The sequence below is a fragment of the Mesorhizobium sp. M7A.F.Ca.ET.027.02.1.1 genome, from assembly GCF_004022985.1.
Lineage (GTDB): Bacteria > Pseudomonadota > Alphaproteobacteria > Rhizobiales > Rhizobiaceae > Mesorhizobium.
Genome location: NZ_RZOL01000092.1, coordinates 1 through 17525 on the forward strand (window position 1 = coordinate 1; position 17525 = coordinate 17525).

The 17525-nt window shown below is 63.7% G+C and carries 14 protein-coding genes and 1 pseudogene; all 15 read right to left on the bottom strand.

The features are described from left to right. The coding region (locus EN749_RS13015) for an AAA family ATPase (RefSeq protein ID WP_145990910.1) at nt 1-827 on the bottom strand (827 nt) is incomplete at its 3' end. 118 nt (nt 828-945) lie between these two features. After that, the gene (locus tag EN749_RS13020) at nt 946-1815 is read right to left on the bottom strand and encodes an outer membrane protein assembly factor BamD (RefSeq protein ID WP_127328879.1); all 870 of its coding nucleotides are present in this window, start codon (nt 1813-1815) and stop codon (nt 946-948) included. Nucleotides 1816-2078: 263 nt separating this feature from the next. Then, nucleotides 2079-3029 (bottom strand): UDP-3-O-acyl-N-acetylglucosamine deacetylase, encoded by a 951-nt coding sequence (lpxC, locus tag EN749_RS13025; protein ID WP_128363274.1) that lies wholly within the window; start codon nt 3027-3029, stop codon nt 2079-2081. Nucleotides 3030-3310: 281 nt separating this feature from the next. Continuing rightward, nucleotides 3311-4993, bottom strand: coding sequence for a cell division protein FtsZ (gene ftsZ / locus EN749_RS13030; RefSeq protein ID WP_127273569.1), 1683 nt, complete (start codon nt 4991-4993; stop codon nt 3311-3313). A 67-nt stretch (nt 4994-5060) separates the two neighbouring features. After that, nucleotides 5061-6368, bottom strand: coding sequence for a cell division protein FtsA (ftsA, locus tag EN749_RS13035; RefSeq protein WP_027034934.1), 1308 nt, complete (start codon nt 6366-6368; stop codon nt 5061-5063). Beyond that, a complete protein-coding gene (locus tag EN749_RS13040; protein WP_127399170.1) occupies nt 6365-7306 on the bottom strand; it encodes a cell division protein FtsQ/DivIB in 942 nt (313 codons plus the stop codon). The genes ftsA and EN749_RS13040 overlap by 4 nt, the downstream gene beginning before the upstream one ends. After that, nucleotides 7294-8220, bottom strand: coding sequence for a D-alanine--D-alanine ligase (locus EN749_RS13045; protein WP_127328876.1), 927 nt, complete (start codon nt 8218-8220; stop codon nt 7294-7296). Before EN749_RS13045 ends, EN749_RS13040 begins: the two co-directional genes overlap by 13 nt. Before the next feature lie 447 nt (nt 8221-8667). Continuing rightward, on the bottom strand, nt 8668-9633 hold the full coding sequence (murB, locus tag EN749_RS13050; RefSeq protein WP_128363275.1) for a UDP-N-acetylmuramate dehydrogenase: 966 nt from the start codon (nt 9631-9633) through the stop codon (nt 8668-8670). Next, complete coding sequence (murC, locus tag EN749_RS13055; protein WP_128363276.1) at nt 9630-11036, bottom strand: UDP-N-acetylmuramate--L-alanine ligase; 1407 nt, start codon at nt 11034-11036, stop codon at nt 9630-9632. The genes murB and murC overlap by 4 nt, the downstream gene beginning before the upstream one ends. Next, on the bottom strand, nt 11033-12160 hold the full coding sequence (murG, locus tag EN749_RS13060; RefSeq protein ID WP_128363277.1) for an undecaprenyldiphospho-muramoylpentapeptide beta-N-acetylglucosaminyltransferase: 1128 nt from the start codon (nt 12158-12160) through the stop codon (nt 11033-11035). The genes murC and murG overlap by 4 nt, the downstream gene beginning before the upstream one ends. 1 nt (nt 12161) lies before the next feature. Next, nucleotides 12162-13313 (bottom strand): putative lipid II flippase FtsW, encoded by a 1152-nt coding sequence (ftsW, locus tag EN749_RS13065; protein WP_127270939.1) that lies wholly within the window; start codon nt 13311-13313, stop codon nt 12162-12164. Beyond that, a complete protein-coding gene (murD, locus tag EN749_RS13070; RefSeq protein ID WP_127397483.1) occupies nt 13313-14713 on the bottom strand; it encodes a UDP-N-acetylmuramoyl-L-alanine--D-glutamate ligase in 1401 nt (466 codons plus the stop codon). The genes ftsW and murD overlap by 1 nt, the downstream gene beginning before the upstream one ends. An 8-nt stretch (nt 14714-14721) precedes the next feature. After that, complete coding sequence (gene mraY, locus EN749_RS13075; protein ID WP_013530954.1) at nt 14722-15804, bottom strand: phospho-N-acetylmuramoyl-pentapeptide-transferase; 1083 nt, start codon at nt 15802-15804, stop codon at nt 14722-14724. 19 nt (nt 15805-15823) lie between these two features. After that, nucleotides 15824-17281 carry a UDP-N-acetylmuramoylalanyl-D-glutamyl-2,6-diaminopimelate--D-alanyl-D-alanine ligase gene (locus EN749_RS13080; RefSeq protein WP_128363278.1) on the bottom strand — a complete coding sequence of 486 codons (1458 nt, stop codon included), beginning with the start codon at nt 17279-17281 and terminating at the stop codon, nt 15824-15826. Beyond that, a pseudogene (locus EN749_RS13085) lies at nt 17278-17525 on the bottom strand (hypothetical protein); the annotation flags it as partial. The gene EN749_RS13080 and the pseudogene EN749_RS13085, both read right to left, overlap by 4 nt.

Below are 17525 nucleotides of genomic sequence, written 5' to 3' on the forward strand. Positions count from 1 at the left end.
AGCGACAGCATCGCCTCGTCGAGCGATTTGACGACATCGTCGAGCAGTCCGGGCGCCTCCGTCACCTTGCGCTGCAGCCGCCGCAACAGGCTGGCCAGTTGCGGCAGGGGCGAAGATGGGCCCGACAGCACATCCTGCGCGTCATGGATTTCGGAAGCGATCTTTTCGGCCCGCATCATAGACGCGCGCAATTCGGCAAGGTCGGTCTCCTCGCCCGGCTGCGGATCGAGCTTGGTCAATTCCGCCACCGCCGCGCGCAGATAGTCGGCCTCGCGCGCGGCCGCCGCCACCTTGGCGCGGTGGCGCGACAGCTCCTGCTCGCAGGCGCGCCAGTGCCGCCATGCCTCGCCGGTCGAGCGGACGGCGCCGAGATGGCCACCGAAAGCGTCGAGCACCTCGCGGTGTGCGCCGGGATCGACCAGCGCACGCTCGTCATGCTGGCCGTGAATCTCGACCAGCGCGCGCCCGACGTCGCGCATCAGGGTGACGCTTGAAGGTTGATCGTTGACGAAAACACGGGTGCGGCCGTCCGCCGTCTGCAGGCGGCGCAGGATGATGTCGCCATCATCCTCGATCGCATTGTCGGCAAGCAGCGTACGGGCCGGATGATTGCGCGGCACGTCGAAGACGGCGATGACCTGGCCCTGTGCCGCGCCATGGCGCACCAGCGACGCGTCGCCGCGCGCTCCGAGCGCCAGCGACAGGGCATCGAGCAGGATGGATTTGCCGGCACCGGTTTCGCCGGTCAGCACCGAAAGGCCCGGCTGGAAGTCGATATCCAGCTTCTCGATCAGGACGATATCGCGGATCGACAGTCTGGAAAGCATCAGAACCCGAATCTAGAACGGCACGCGACCATTTGCAGTCGCAGCGCCGCACTATCTTTTTGTTTGAGCACCGGATCAATCCGAAAAGCGCTGTGGCGCTTCAGTCGATGCTCATACGTCAGGCGCCGGTGATCATCTTCCCGGCCTTGGATATCCACGACCCGGCATTCTCGCGCGGTGCAAGCCCATTGCTCTGCAACAGCTTGTAGGAATCCTTGTACCATGGGCTGTCGGGGTAGTTGGTGCCGAGCACGGCGGCGGCGGTTTGTGCCTCCGAGGTCAGACCCATCGCGTAATAGCTTTCGGTCAAGCGGGCGAGCGCCTCCTCGACATGGCGGGTGTTGGAATAGTTCTCGACCACGGTGCGGAAGCGCTTCACGGCAGCGATGTATTCACGCCGCTCAAGATAGTAGCGGCCGATCTGCATTTCCTTGCCGGCCAACTGGTCGTTGGCGAAGCGGATCTTTTCCTTGGCGTCGTCGACATATTCCGATGTTGGCCAGCGCGTGACCAGATCCTGCATCGTCTGGACGGTCTGGCGCGCTTCCTTCTGGTCCTGCGTCACGTCCTTGATCTGACGGTAGTAGCTCAAGCCTATGATGTACTGCGCATAGGCAGCGTCATCGGTCGACGGGTAAAGCGTGAGATAGCGCTTGGCCGAGCCGATCGCCTCATCGTAATTGCCCTGGCGATAGTCGGCGAAAGCGCCCATCACCATCGATTTGCGGGCCCATTCCGAATAGGGATGCTGGCGGTCGACGGCGTCGAACTTGCGGCTCGCCTCCTGCAGGCGCCCGGCATTGAGATTGGCAAGGCCCTGATTGTAGAGAACATCGGCCGGCTCGGTCTGCTCGACATAGGTCGACAGGTCGATATCTTTCTCCGACGACATGCAGGCCGACAGAAAGAGCGATGGAACAACTACTGAAAGCGCCAGGAAAACAGCCCTCTGCGGTGCTTTCAATTGACCAACTCGCTTGAAGAACATGATTGGATCTCGCCCTTTCGGCGCTATTTCAATGCCAGTTGCATGCCATTGTTTCAAAACTGGTCCCACTTTTGAACGACATGCATTAATCGACGGCAGCAGCCATAAACCATAACCGCCTTGCCCGGCAACGCTATCTCCGGCCAATCGCGCATTTTTGTGGCGGCCGGGCGCCGCTTGGACATCAATGCAATTTCACTGGCGGGTGGTGCATTCCTGCAACATTCGCTATCACCCATGGAACCCGAAAAAACCCTGGGAAATCAGATCATCCAGGGTGCGTAGAGTGGCGCATTGACGGCGTTCATCTCGGCGCTGCGGCCACGCTCACGGCGCGTCGTCTCGACGATCTCGAACGCCGTGCGGTCCGAGAGCAGACGGCGCAGGGCCGCGGCATTCATCCTGTGGCCGCCGCGATAGGAGCGGAAGCAGCCGATGAAGCGGGCGCCGGCCAGCGCCAGGTCGCCCATGGCGTCCAGCGTTTTATGGCGCACGAATTCGTTGGGATAGCGCAGGCCGCCCATATTGATGACGCGGTTGTCGTCGCCGATGACCAGCGAGTTCTCCAGCGAGGAGCCGAGCGCGTAGCCTGCGGCCCACAGCCGCTCGACATCCTTCATGAAGCCAAAGGTGCGGGCGCGCGCGATGTCACGACGGAAAATATCGGCATTGAGGTCGGAGGCAAACAGCTGACGGCCGATCGCCGGGCTTTCGAAGTCGATCTCGATCTCGAAACGGGTCCCGTCATAGGGCCGAAACTCCGCCCAGGAGGCGCCGTTCTCGATACGCACCGGCTTGATGACCCTGATATAGCGCCGCTTGACCGAGAGCGTCTCGATACCCGCCTGATCGATGGCTTCGACGAACGCCATGGCGCTGCCATCGAAGATAGGAACCTCGGAACCATCGATCTCGACAGCGACATTATCGATGCCGAGCCCAAACAGCGCCGCCATGATGTGCTCCACCGTGGCGATATGCTCGCCGGCGGGATCACCAAGCATGGTGCACAGGTCGGTAGCGCCGACTTCCGAAACCAGGGCACGAAACTCGCGGCCCTGCTCCGAACCGTTGAAAAGCTGGAAAACGATGCCGGTGTCGGCATCCGCGGGCACGAAGCTGATGGACACTTCCTTGCCGCTGTGGACGCCGGTGCCGGTAAGCGACGCGCGCGTCTTCAATGTCGTCTGATAGTCGTGCAAGACAATCCCCATAAGCCCGTAATGCCTAGGTCCGCTTCTCCAGCCCGAGGGCGCGGCTCTTGTGTGAATCGGCTGGCAGGGTGACTTCCCCCGAAATCCCGGCAAACCGATGATGGTAGGCAGCGAAGATAATGTCCCGTCAGGGAGACTCCAAATCACGGTTTCTTACTCTGTGTAACCGCGAAATGGAATGAGTACGACTTGGTAAGTCGTTGAAATCACATCATATAAAACATTAACAGGCAAGCGATTCCTCGCTTGCCTGTTAACAAATGTTACAGTCCGTTTACCAATCAGTTGGCCTGGCGGCGCAGGAACGCCGGAATCTCCAGCTGATCGTCTTCCTGAGTCGTCCTCACCTGCGGCGTCAGGCGGCCCTGATCGTCGAGCTGGCCGCGGCGCGGCGCATAGAGCTGCGCATCCTGGCTGGCGAGACGGCGCACTTCGGGCGCGGCCTGGCGCAGCTTGGGCTCGCGCGGCTGCGCCGGCTGCAGCCGTGCGGGTTCTTCCTCGCGGCGGGTCAGACCATTGGTCAGGCGCTTCAGCAGGCCCATCGGTCCGCTGTTGTTCTCGTGGTCGACCGGGCGGCTCTTGGCATCCACCTCGGCCTTGACGACCGGCGGAAAGTCCTCGACGCGCGGCATGCGCTGCGGCGCCATGGCAACCGGCTGCGGCGCCTCGCGCTGCAGCATCTCGCGCGGCTGCGGGGCCGGCTGCATCTGCTGGACCACCGGCTGCGGCATCGGCTGGGCGGGCGGCGCCTGGAAGATCTTGCTCTGCGGGCGGAAATCTTCAGCGTGGGCGACCGGGGCCGGGCGCGCCTGCGCCATGGCCGCGGCATTGGCTTCGGCCAGATGGATGGCTTCCGCGACCGGGTCGATAGCGCGTGGCTCGTATGCCGCCTGCTGGACAGGCGCCGGACGAACCTCCGCGATCTGAGCCGCCGGGCGGCTGGCCGGCTTCGGAGGCGCCGTGCGGATCGAGATCGGTGCGGCGGCGATTTCAGCCGCCGACTTGTCGATGCCGGTGGCAACCACCGAGACGCGGATGACGCCTTCGAGTTCCTCGTCGAAAGTGGCGCCCAGGATGATGTTGGCGTCCTGGTCGACTTCCTCGCGGATACGGGTCGCGGCTTCGTCGACTTCGAACAGCGTCAGGTCGCGGCCGCCGGTGATCGAGATCAGCAAGCCCTTGGCACCCTTCATCGAGGTCTCGTCGAGCAGCGGGTTGGCGATCGCCGCTTCGGCGGCGGCCATCGCGCGGCCCTCGCCGGAAGCCTCGCCGGTGCCCATCATCGCCTTGCCCATCTCGCGCATGACGGAACGGACGTCGGCGAAGTCGAGATTGATCAGGCCTTCCTTGACCATCAGGTCGGTGATGCAGGCGACACCGGAATAGAGCACCTGGTCGGCCATGGCGAAGGCATCGGCGAAGGTGGTCTTGTCATTGGCCAGCCGGAACAGGTTCTGGTTGGGGATGACGATCAGCGTATCGACGCATTTCTGCAATTCCTCGATGCCGAAATCCGCTGTCTTCATGCGGCGCTGGCCTTCGAAGTGGAACGGCTTGGTGACGACGCCGACGGTGAGGATGCCCTTTTCGCGCGCTGCGCGGGCAACGACCGGAGCAGCACCGGTGCCGGTGCCGCCGCCCATGCCGGCGGTGACGAAGCACATATGGGTGTTGGTCAGGTGATCGAGGATTTCATCGATGCACTCTTCCGCCGCCGCACGGCCGACTTCCGGCTGCGAGCCGGCGCCAAGGCCTTCGGTGACATGCGCGCCGAGCTGGATCAGGCGGCCGGCCTTCGACATGGTCAGCGCCTGCGCGTCGGTGTTGGCCACCACGAACTCGACACCGCGCAGACCGGCGGTGATCATGTTGTTGACGGCATTGCCGCCGCCGCCGCCGACACCGAACACGGTGATGCGCGGCTTAAGCTCGGTGATGTCCGGCTTCTGCAGATTGATGGTCATTGTCTCCGTCCTTTGCCTTTCACGCCGCTTCGCCGCCGCGGCCGCCTATGGGGCTGTCCCCGTCAATTTAGAAACTGTCTCTCAACCACTGACTCATGCGATGCAGTTTTCCGCCCGTTCCGGTCATTTTGAGACCGGAAATTCCTTTCGCCGGATGGCTCTCGAAGCTCGCCATCTGCGGATAGATCAGAAGCCCCACCGCAGCCGAGAAGGCCGGCCCCTTCGCCGCTTCCGGCAGGCCGGCCACGCCGAGCGGACGGCCGATGCGTACATTGCGTCCCAGGATGCGGCGCGCCGCCTCCGGCAGGCCGGCAAGCTGGCTGGCGCCACCGGTAAGAACCACACGCTTGCCCACTGCATTGCCATAGCCGGACTTGTTCAGCCGGTCGCGCAGCAGTTCGAGCGTCTCGTCGATGCGGGCGCGCACGATGCGCGTCATCACCGAGCGCGGGATCTGCAAGGGCACGTCACCGTCGTCGCCGATCGGCTGGATCGAGACCAGGTCGCGGTCGTCGGCGCTGCCCGGCAGTGCCGAGCCATGCATCACCTTCAGCCGTTCGGCGGCATCGAGCGAGGTCGACAGCCCTTTGGCCATGTCCATCGTGACGTGGTTGCCGCCGATGGCGATGGCGTCGCCATGGACGAACTTGCCTTCCGAAAACACCGAGATCGTCGTCGTGCCGCCGCCCATGTCGATGCAGGCCGCGCCCATTTCCAGCTCGTCGTCGACCAGGGCCGCCAGGCCGCTGGCATAGGGCGTCGCCACCATGCGCTCGACCGACAGATGCGAACGGTTGATGGAAAGCTCCAGATTGCGCATCGGCGCGGCGTCGCCGGTCAGCACATGCATGTCGACGCCGAGGGCGTCGCCGACCATGCCGCGCGGATCGCGCACGCCGCGTTCGGCATCCAGCGAGAAACCGACGGGAAGCGAATGGATCACCTCGCGCTCGGCCTTCAGCGCCTGCTTGGCGCCGGCGCCGAGAACGCGCTTGATGTCGGCCTCGTCGGCCTCGTGGCCGCCTAGATTGATGGTGGCGGAGAAGGCTTCGCTCTTCAGCCGGCCGGCGGTCATGTTGACGATCAGCGAATCGACCGTCAGCCCGGCCATGCGCTCGGCCGCGTCGACGGAAAGGCGGATGGCATGTTCCGCCCTATCGAGGTCAACCACGACACCCGACTTCACGCCTTGCGACTTCTGATGGCCGATGCCGATCACCTGGATCCGGTGCGAGCGGCCGCGCAGCAGCTTGCCGTCATCGCATGGCTTCAGCTTGGCCACCATGCAGCAGACCTTGCTCGAACCGACATCCAGCACCGTCAGGGTGCCGGACCGGCGCGACGCGGCATCGCCAGGACCGCCAAGCCAGCTCATATCTTCGTCTCCGGCTTCCGCTTCAGGCTCTTGGGTTTCTCGTTGAGGGCGGCTTCGCGCTGCGTCGCCGCTTCCGCCGTCAACTGCACGACCAGCCGGTCCGTCAGGCGCATGTCGACGGCGGCGATGTCGCGCGACAGCAAGCCATTGTCATGATCCATCTTGACGAGTTCGGCGAGCGCCTGTTCCTCGTCATCCTCGGGAAGCTTGATGGTGATGCCATTGTCCAGCTTCAGGTCCCAGCGCCGCTCGCCGACGCGGACATAACCTTTGATCCGGCTCGCGAGTTCGGGATATTTTTCGACCTTGGCCAGGAAATCGGGCGCGCTCGCCGGCGCGCCGGTGCCGATCAGCAGCGGCAGGAGCACCTGCTTGCCGCCCGAGAACGGCGCGATTATGGCGCCATTCCTCTCGATGACCGAAAGCGCGTCACCCTGCTGCCAGAGCGCGAAAGCCTCACGCTCCTCGACGCGCACTTCCAGAGTATGCGGGTAGACCTTGCGGACGGCCGCAACCTCGATCCACGGCAATGTCGCAATTCGTTCCCGCGCGGCCTCGGCATTAAAGCCGATCAGCGACGTCCAACCGTCGAGCTCAAGCCTGTCGAGTATGTCGATTTCCGAGGTCTGGCGATTGCCGACCACCTTAACCTGATCAACGGCAAATCCGGTACGGGCGGTGATGCTCTGCACGATACCCTCGACATGACCGCCGAGATAGGCGCCATAGGCACTGCTCGAGAAAATCAGCACGGCCGACATCATGGCCGCGGAAAAGCGCGGCGCCTGGAATTCCCCGACGCCCAGGCGCGCCAGAATGCGCACCGGGCGGCGCAGCATGCGCGGCAGCACGAAATGGCCCGACGACAATGGCAGGCCGAACAGCGCCGGCCCCGCCGCGCCCCTCTCCCAACCTTGTCTCCATTTCAACGCAGGCACGAAGCGTCCTCCACCATCCAACTCAACAAATCGCCAAACGAGTGCCCAGCCTGGGCGGCGATTTCAGGCACCAAGGACGTCGGCGTCATACCCGGCTGGGTGTTGACCTCGAGCCAGACAATCTCGCCGTTTTCGGAATGACGATCGTCATAACGGAAGTCCGAACGGGAAACGCCGCGACAGCCGATCGCTTGGTGAGCCTTGAGCGCCAGTGTTTGTATTTTTTGGTAAATATTCGGTGAAACTTTTGCGGGGCATTCGTGCTTTGATCCCCCGGCGACATATTTTGAATCATAGTCATAGAAGGAATGGCCGGTCGGGATGATCTCGCAGACCCCCAGCGCCACATCGCCCATCACCGCGCAGGTCAGCTCCCTGCCGTGGATGTAGCGCTCAACCATGACGGTATCGCCATATTTCCACTCGGACGAGCCGATCACCTGCGGCGGATGCGACTGGCCCTCATGCACGATGACGACACCGAAGCTCGAACCCTCATTGACCGGCTTGACCACATAGGGCGGCTTCATCGGATGCTTGCTCTGGATGGCGAAGCGGCTGGCGACCTTCGATTCGGCGACCACGATGCCGACCGACTTGGCAACCCGCTTGGCCTGCTCCTTGTTCATGGCCAGAGCCGAGGCGAGCACGCCGGAATGGGTGTAGGGAATGCCGAGATATTCAAGGATGCCCTGAATGGTGCCGTCCTCGCCAAAAGGGCCGTGCAGCGCATTGAAGGCGACATCGGGCTTGAGCTCGGCAAGCACGGAGCCGACATCGCGCCCGACATCGACACGGGTGACCTGGTAGCCTTCCTTCTCGAGTTCATCGGCACAAGCCTTTCCCGACGATAGAGACACGGGCCGCTCGGACGAAAAACCACCCAGCAGGACGGCCACATGCTTGTTTTTCATTCCCCGGCATCCCCTCTCTCACGGCGGACCAAAACCAGATTTTCCGCAACATTGAGTCAGAGTCTCCCGGCAGGTTGCCCCCCCCAGACGGAAAACGCTGAAAACGCGTCGAACGACTCAAATCAGGAAACGCTTTCGAGCAGAGAATCAGAGAGTTGATTCACTGGCAAGTGCTTACGATTCCGAGAGATTCACTTTCTGAGAAAATGGATGCGAAAAGCGTGTCGTTGAGTCTTTGCGGCAACGGTCGCGGACCGTGTCGGCCGTGTTAAAGTTCATGCATCAAATGAACTTCAACTCGCGCGAAGGTGTGTTGAGATTCAGGTCAGGCCGAGTCGAAAACGATGGCTTTCGAGAACCGGAGCGGAGCGTACTCAAAGTACGTGAGCACCGGAAGCGCAGGAAGCCGTCGTTTGCAGGCCGGCATCACCTGAATATCAACACACCTTAAAGGAGCTGCCCGAGAAACTCCTGAACCGCATGTCCCGGCCGGAAATTGCCGATGCGCTTGATTTCCCATTGCAGCCGGATACCGGAATTCTCCAGCACCCGCGTGCGCACCGTCTCGCCGAGATATTCTAGGTCGTAGCCGGTCGCGGTTCCCGTGTTGATCATGAAGTTGCAATGCATCGGCGACATCTGGGCGCCGCCGATCATCAGGCCGCGGCAGCCCGCTCTGTCGATCTCCTTCCAGGCCGACGTGCCTTCCGGATTCTTGAAGGTCGAGCCGCCGGTCTTCTCGCGGATCGGCTGCACGGTCTCGCGATGGCTCTGCACGGCCTCCATCGCCGCCTTGATCGCCGCTCTGTCCTCGGCAAAGCCCTCGAACACGGCCGAGGTGAAGATCAGCCCGGCAGGCGCCGCCGAATGGCGATAGGCGTAACCCATATCGGCATTGCTCAGCGTCTGCACATTGCCCTTGCGGTCGAGCGCTCGCACTTCGACGACCCGCTCGCGCGTCTCGACGCCGTTGGCGCCTGCGTTCATCCGCAGCGCACCGCCGATTGCACCCGGAATGCCGTGGTAGAAATGAAAGCCGCCAATGCCGGCCTCGAGCGCCACCGCTGCGACGCGCTTATCGGGGGTCGCGGCTCCCGCCTTGATCCTGATCGGCGAAATCACCTCGGCCTCGCCGAAGCCCTTGGCCGAAAGGCGGATGACAAAGCCCTCGATGCCGCCGTCGCGGACCAGAAGGTTCGAGCCGACGCCGACGACGGTCAGTGGTATCTCTTCAGGAACGGCTTTGAGGAATGCTGCAAGATCTTCCTCGTCGGCCGGCTGGAACAGCACCTCAGCCAGACCCCCTGCACGGAACCAGGTGATCTTGTCCATCTCGGCGTTTGGCGTCAGGCGGCCGCGCAGGCCGGCAAGCCGGTCGCCCAGTCTGTCGATCAGGGCCTGGCCGTGCATCATGAGACGGTCCCGCCAAGCTCCTTGGGCAATGCATAGGCCCATTGGGTGATGTTGCCGGCGCCCAGGAAGACGACGAAGTCACCCGGCTTTGCCAGATCACGGATGACGGGCGCGATCGCCGCCGGACCCTCGATGTAGCGTGCGTCGCGATGGCCCCCGGCGCGGATGCGCGACACCAGCGCGTCCGAGCTGACGCCGTCGATCGGCTCCTCGCCGGCCGCGTACACCGGCGCCACCATCACCGTGTCGGCGTCGTTGAAGCAGGTGGAAAACTCGTTGAACAGATCATGCAGCCGGGTGAAGCGGTGCGGCTGGGCAATGGCGATGACGCGACCTTGGGTGGCGCTGCGCGCCGCCTTCAGCACCGCCGAGATCTCGACTGGATGGTGGCCGTAATCGTCGAATATTTCGACGCCGTCCCACGAACCGGTATGGGTGAAGCGGCGCTTGACGCCGGCGAAGGACGACAGGCCCTTCTTGATCGCCTCGGCCGACAGGCCGAGCTCATGCGCGACCGCGATTGCTGCCGTCGCGTTGGAGACGTTGTGGCGGCCGGGCATCGGCAGGCGCAGGCCTGCTATGACAGTCTGGCCGCCTGTCTTGCGGTCGCGGATCACCACGTCGAATTCCGAAATGGCACCTGCCATGCGGTGATTGGTAAAGCGCACGTCGGCCTGCGCATTCTCGCCATAGGTGATGACCCGGCGGTCCTCGATGCGGCTGACCAGTGCCTGCACCTCGGGGTGATCGGTGCACATCACGCCAAAACCATAGAACGGCACGTTCTCGACGAACTGGCGGAACGCCTCGCGCACCTTGTCGAAGCTGCCATAGTGATCGAGATGCTCGGGATCGATGTTGGTGACGACCGCGATCTCCGCCGGTAGTTTCAGGAAAGTGCCGTCGCTCTCGTCGGCCTCGACCACCATCCATTCGCCGTCGCCCATGCGCGCATTGGTGCCATAGGCATTGATGATGCCGCCATTGATGACGGTCGGATCGAGCCCGCCGGCATCGAGCAAGGTCGCCACCATCGAGGTCGTCGTCGTCTTGCCATGCGTGCCGCCGATCGCCACCGCCTGGCGAAAGCGCATCAGTTCGGCCAGCATTTCGGCCCGGCGCACGATCGGCAGCAGCTTTTCGCGCGCGGCCTTCAGCTCTGGATTGGATTTCTTGATCGCCGTCGAGACGACCACCACCTCGGCATCACCGAGATTTGCGGCCCTATGGCCGACGAAGCATTCGATGCCCTTGTCGCGCAGCCGCTGCACATTGGCGCTTTCGGCCTGGTCGGACCCTTGCACCTTGTAGCCGAGATTGTGCAGCACTTCGGCAATGCCGCTCATGCCGATGCCGCCAATGCCGATGAAATGCACAAGGCCGATGGTCTGCGGCATCTTCATGCTTGCGTCCCCTTCCTGAAATCCGAAACGGTTTTTTTGGACGCAATAGCCTCTGTAAGATCAGCGAGCAACCGTGCCGCGTCCGGCCTCCCGGCCGATTTCGCACCCGCCGCCATCACCGTCAGCCGATCGGGGTCTTCCATCAGCTCGCCGATGAGCGCTGCGATGCGTTCGGACGAGAGCGAGGATTGCGGATGCACTTCGCCGCCGCCGGCAGCGGCAAGGGCCGCCGCGTTCGCCGCCTGATCGTGGTCGAGCGCATAGGGGTAAGGCACCAGCAGCGCCGGCCGGCCGATGACGGCGATCTCCGAGACGGTCGAGGCGCCGGAGCGCGAGATCACCAGGTGCGCAGCCGCCATGCGCTGCGCCATGTCGGTGAAGAAGGGCGAGACCTCGACGGCGACGCCAAGCGCGGCATAGGCTGCCTTGACCCGCGCCACGTCATCCGCGCGCGCTTGTTGGGTGATCACCAGCCGCTTGCGCTGTGCGTCGGAAAGCAGCGCGATGGCTCCCGGCACGGCATCGGAAAAGAACTGGGCGCCCTGGCTGCCGCCGAACACCAGCAGGCGGAACGGCTGTTCCCCGGTCGATGCCGCATAATTCATCCTGGCCGCTTCCAGCACGGCCGGCCTGACCGGATTGCCTGTCGTCACCGTTTTGACCCCGGCAGCACTGGTGTCCTGCGGCAGGAAGCCGCCGGCGATGGCATCGACACGGCCGGCCAGCGCCCGGTTGGCGCGCCCCATCACCGCGTTCTGCTCATGGATCAGCGTCGGCACCTTGCGCCGTGTCGCCGCGTAGAGCGGCGGCCAGGTTGGATAGCCGCCGAAGCCGACGACGGCATCCGGCTTGATCCTGCCGATGACGGCGGAGGCCTGGCGCACGCCGCGCCAGATTTTCCAGAAGGCACCAAGCAGGGCAAAAGGGTTTTTCGAGCCCATCGTCGCCGACTGGATCGGGTGGACGGCGGCGGCCGGAAAATGGCCGGCGAAACGCTCCGCACGGTCGTCGGTTGCCAGATGCACCGACCAGCCGCGCTCGTTCAACTCATGCGCCAGCGCCTCGGCCGGGAAAAGATGCCCACCGGTGCCGCCTGCCGCGAGAAGGATGACGCCTCTGGCCATATCACTCCGCCGGCACGGCGCGTTGCGACAGGCCAAAGCCCACCTGCTTGCGCTTTTCCGGCCGCTTGCGTGTCAGCGCCAGCACCATGCCCATCGAGATGGCGATGGCGATCTGCGAGGAGCCGCCATAGGAGATGAACGGCAGCGTCATGCCCTTGGCCGGCACAAGCTGGAGGTTGACGCACATGTTGATGACAGCCTGCAGGCCGAACACGGTGACGAGGCCGCCGACCGCATAGCGGGTGAAATCGTCATGCTCCTTCAGCGCCGTGTTGAGGCCGCGCAGCACGATGAAGGCGAAGATCGACATGATGAAGAAGCACATGATCAGCCCGAACTCTTCGCCCGCGACCGAGAAGACGAAGTCGGCATGGCTGTCGGGGATGACGCGCTTGACGGTGCCCTCGCCCGGTCCGACTCCGAACCAACCGCCATTGATCAGCGCTTCGCGCCCCATGTCGACCTGGAACGTGTCGCCCTCGCCGGTGAGGAACTTGTCGATGCGCAGGGCAACGTGCGGGAACACCGTATAGGCGGCAAAGACGCCGCCGACGCCGGCCGCACCCAGCGCGACGATCCACAGCCAGGGCAGCCCGGCCATGAAGAACATGATGCCCCAGGTGCCGGTCGTCAGCATGGTCTGGCCGAGGTCCGGTTGTGCCACCAGCAGCGACACGACCAGCACCAGCAGCAGCATGGCGAACAGATTGCCCGGAATATCGGGCTGGCGCTTGTGCTCGGCGAAAAGCCACGCGCACATGATGACGAAGGCCGGCTTCAGGAATTCCGACGGCTGGATCGACAGGCCGGCAAGCGACACCCAGCGGCGCGCACCCTTCACCTCGACGCCGATGTAGAGCACCGCCACCATCAGCACCAGCATCAGGCACAGGATGACCAGCGCCATGCGCCGGATCTGCCTGGAATCGAGGAAGGAAACTGCCAGCATCACACCGAGCGCCGGCACGGTGAAGATGATCTGCCTGGTGGCAAAGTGGAAACTGTCGAGGCCGATGCGTTCGGCCACCGCCGGACTGGCGGCGAAGGACAAGACGATGCCGAGCCCCATCAGCGACAGGAACGCCGCGAGGAACCAGCGATCGATCGTCCACCACCAGGTTGCCACCGGGCTTTTGTCGAGACGGCTTTGCATTATCGTGCCCCTCCGATGGGTTTCACACCCTCGATAGCATCCGCAGCTTGCCTGAAGGCTTCGCCGCGGACTTCGAAATTCTTGAACTGGTCGAAACTGGCGCAGGCCGGCGACAGCAGCACCACCGCCTCGCCGCTGTCGTCCTTAGCGGCATCATGCGCGGCGTGCTCGACCGCGGCGGCCAGCGTGCCTGAGATCTCGTAGGGAACTGCCTCGCCCAGCGTCGCCGAAAAGGCCGGCGCCGCCTCGCCAATCAGATAGGCCTTGGCGATGCGCGGAAAGAAGCCGCGCAACGGCTCGATGCCGCCTTCCTTGGGCAGGCCGCCGGCGATCCAGTAAATGCGCGTAAAGCTGGATAGCGCGGGTGCTGCCGCATCGGCATTGGTCGCCTTGGAATCGTTGATGAACAGCACATGGTCCTTGCGGCCGACCTGCTCCATGCGGTGAGCGAGGCCGGGAAAGCTTTCCAGCCCCGACTGGATTTCGCCAAGCTCCAGTCCGACCTTGAGGCAAGCGGCGACCGCCGCCAGCGCGTTCTGGGCATTGTGCTGGCCGCGCAGCGAGCCGATGCCTTCGAGGAAGGCGACGCGGCTGTAACGGCCGTGCACCGCTTCCATCAGATTGGTGCCATCGGCGAAATAGCCGTCCGTCAGTGGCAGGCGCTTGGAAATGCGGGTGACATGCCGCCCTGCCCGCTCCAGCCGCTCGGCGATCTGCGCGCACCAGGAATCGTCGATGCCGACGATCGCCGTCTCGCTGCCGGCCACCAGCCGCTCCTTGATCGCGGCGTAGTGCTGCATGGTGCCGTGGCGGTCGAGATGATCGGGCGTCAGGTTAAGCAGGATGCCCGCCGTCGGATTGATCGAGGGCGCGAGGTCGATCTGGTAAGACGAGCATTCGACCACATAGTGCCGATCGGGCTCGGGCGGATCGAGCGTCATCACCGCGCGGCCGATATTGCCGCCCATCTGGGTATCGCGTCCCGCGGCCTTCAGGATATGCGCGGTCAGCGCGGTGGTCGTCGACTTGCCGTTGGTGCCGGTGATGGCGATGAAAGGCGAATTTGGCGCGCTCAGCGTCCGCTCGCGGCAGAAAAGCTCGATGTCGCCGATGATCTCGACGCCTGAACCGCGCGCCAGCTCCACCGTCCAATGCGGCTTGGGATGCGTCAGCGGGACGCCCGGCGACAGCACGAAAGCCGAGAATTTCGCCCAGTCGGCGCCGCGCAAATCAGCGGTCGCAATACCGGCAATAGCGGCCTTGGCAACGCTTTCGGGATTGTCGTCCCAGGCCAGCACGTCCGCGCCGCCCTCGATCAGCGCGCGCGCCGTCGCAATCCCCGAGCCACCGAGCCCGAAGAGGGAAACGCGCTTGCCTGAAAAGGATGCGGCGGGGATCAAAGGGCTTCCTATCTCAGCTTGAGGGTCGACAGGCCGACCAGCGCCAGGATGACGGCGATGATCCAGAAGCGGATCACCACCTGGCTTTCGGTCCAGCCGAGCTTTTCGAAATGATGGTGGATCGGCGCCATCAGGAACACCCGCTTGCCGGTCATCTTGAAGTAGCCGACCTGGATGATGACTGACAGGATTTCCACGACGAACAATCCGCCGACGATGACCAGCACGATCTCGTGCTTGGTGGCGACCGCGACGGTGCCGATCAGGCCACCCATGGCCAGCGAGCCGGTATCGCCCATGAAGATCGCCGCAGGCGGCGCGTTGAACCAGAGGAAGCCGAGGCCGGCGCCGATGACAGCGCCGAGCACGACCGCCAGTTCACCGGTGCCGGGCACGAAATGGATCTGTAGATATTCAGCGAATACCGCATTGCCCGAGAGATAGGCGATGACGCCGAAGGAGGCCGCCGCGATCATGATCGGCACGATCGCCAGCCCGTCCAGACCGTCGGTGAGGTTCACAGCATTGCCTGCTCCGACGATGACGAAGCAGGAGAACGGAATGAAGAACCAGCCGAGATTGACGATGAATTCCTTGGCGAAGGGAAACGTCAGCGACGAAGAGAACGGCGCCTGGCCATTGTGCATGATCACCCAGGCGGCGATGCCGGCGATGACGAATTCAAGCGCCAGCCTTGCCTTGCCGGAAAAGCCGAGATGCGACTGCTTGGTCACCTTCAGATAGTCGTCGTAGAAGCCGATCGAGCCGAAGCCCAGCGTCACCAGCAGCACCACCCAGACATAGATGCTCGACAGGTTGGCCCACAAAAGCGACGAGCCGATAATGCCCGACAGGATCATCAGTCCGCCCATGGTCGGCGTGCCGGCCTTCTTGAAATGCGTCTGCGGTCCGTCGGCGCGGATCGGCTGGCCCTTGCCTTGCCGCAGCCGCAGCGAATTGATGATGGTCGGCCCGAAGATGAAGACGATCAGCGCCGACGTGATCAGCGCCCCGCCGGTGCGGAAGGTGATGTAGCGGAAGACATTGAAGACCGAGACCTTGTCCGCAAAATCGACGAGCAGTGTAAACATGCGCTTTTCGTCCCCCGACCTAGGTCTGTTTTCTGGCTGTCGATTCAGCCGGGAATTTGCCCAGCAGCGCATCGACCAGTTTTGCAAAGCCGATGCCCTTCGACGATTTGATCATCACCACGTCGCCCGGCTTGAGCGCGGCAAGCAGCACCGGCTTCAACTCCTCGACACCGGCGCGGTATTCCGTCTTGATCTCAGCCGGCAGCGCTTCTTCTAGCACCCGCATTTCCGGGCCGCCGAGAAAGACGGTCTGCGTGCCCGAGCTGACGATGAGATCGGCAAGGGCTGCATGCAGCTTGGCCGAGTGGTCGCCAAGTTCGAGCATGTCGCCGAGCACGGCGATGCGGCGGCCCTCGCCCGTCACAGGCGTCGCGTTGAGCAATGCCATGGCAGCAGCCATCGATGCCGGATTGGCGTTGTAGCTTTCGTCGATCAGCGTGATCACTCCACCTGGGTAGCTCGAAGTCGAGCCGCCGGGATGGCGCAGCACATGGCGCTTGCCGCGCCCGCGTTCGGCCGAAAGATCGGCCAGTGCTGAAGCCACCTTGTCGAGATCGGCGCCGACCAGATGCGCCGCACCCAGCACCGCCAGCACGTTCTGCACCATATGGCGGCCGGGCGCGCCGATCCGCGCCGCCACTTCGTGGCCGCCGATCCTGGCGATGATGTCGGAATGATCCGCATGCAGTTCGCATTTGGTGAGCTTGAAGGTAGAGCGCGCATTCTCGCCGAAGCCGTAGACGTGCTCGACACCGGCGGCATGGGCCATCTTGTCGAGCAGCTTGAAGCGCGCATCATCGCGGTTGAGGATGGCGGCCCCCTCGGGCTCCAGCCCTTCGAAAATCTCGGCCTTGGCCTTGGCAATCTCGTCGAGATTGCGGAAAAAGCCGAGATGCGCCGCCGCGATCATGGTGACGATGGCGACATGCGGCCTCACCATTTTTACCAGCGGCCGGATTTCGTCGGGATGGTTCATGCCGATCTCGAATACGGCATAGTCGCAATCATCAGGCATGCGCGCCAAGGTCAGCGGCACGCCCCAGTGATTGTTGAAGGACTGCGCCGAGGCGTGCACCTTGCCGACGGCTTGCAGCACATGGCGCAGCGCTTCCTTGGTCGTGGTCTTGCCGGCCGAACCGGTCACAGCGATGATTTTCGCGCTCGAGCGGGCGCGCGACGCAACTCCAAGCTTTTCCAGTGCGACCAGCACGTCCTCGACGACGATAATCGGCGCCGTCAGCCGGCCGAGCGACGGCAGCTTGCCTTCGGCCACCACCAGCACGCCGGCGCCGGCCTTGATGGCGGCGGTGGCGAAATCATGGCCGTCCATCGCCTCGCCCTTGATGGCGAAGAAGGCGTCGCCCGGCTGCAGGCTGCGGCTGTCGATCGAAATGCCGGAAATGCCTTCCGGCATCGGCCCCAACGGCCGCCCGTCCATGGCGGCAACCAGCGCCTCGCAGGTCCACAGCAAGCTCATGCGGCACGCTCCGTAAGTGCCGCGCGAACTTCCTCGTGATCGGAGAAATGCAAGGTTTCGGAGCCGATCGTCTGGCCTTCCTCGTGGCCCTTGCCGGCCACGATCAGCGTGTCGCCGGCATGCAGCATGGCGACCGCCTCGTGGATCGCCTGGCGCCGGTCGCCGATCTCGATGGCGCCGGGGGCGGCGACCGCGACCGGGGAAAAAGACCGATCATGGGCGAGATTGCGACGCGGCTTGCAGA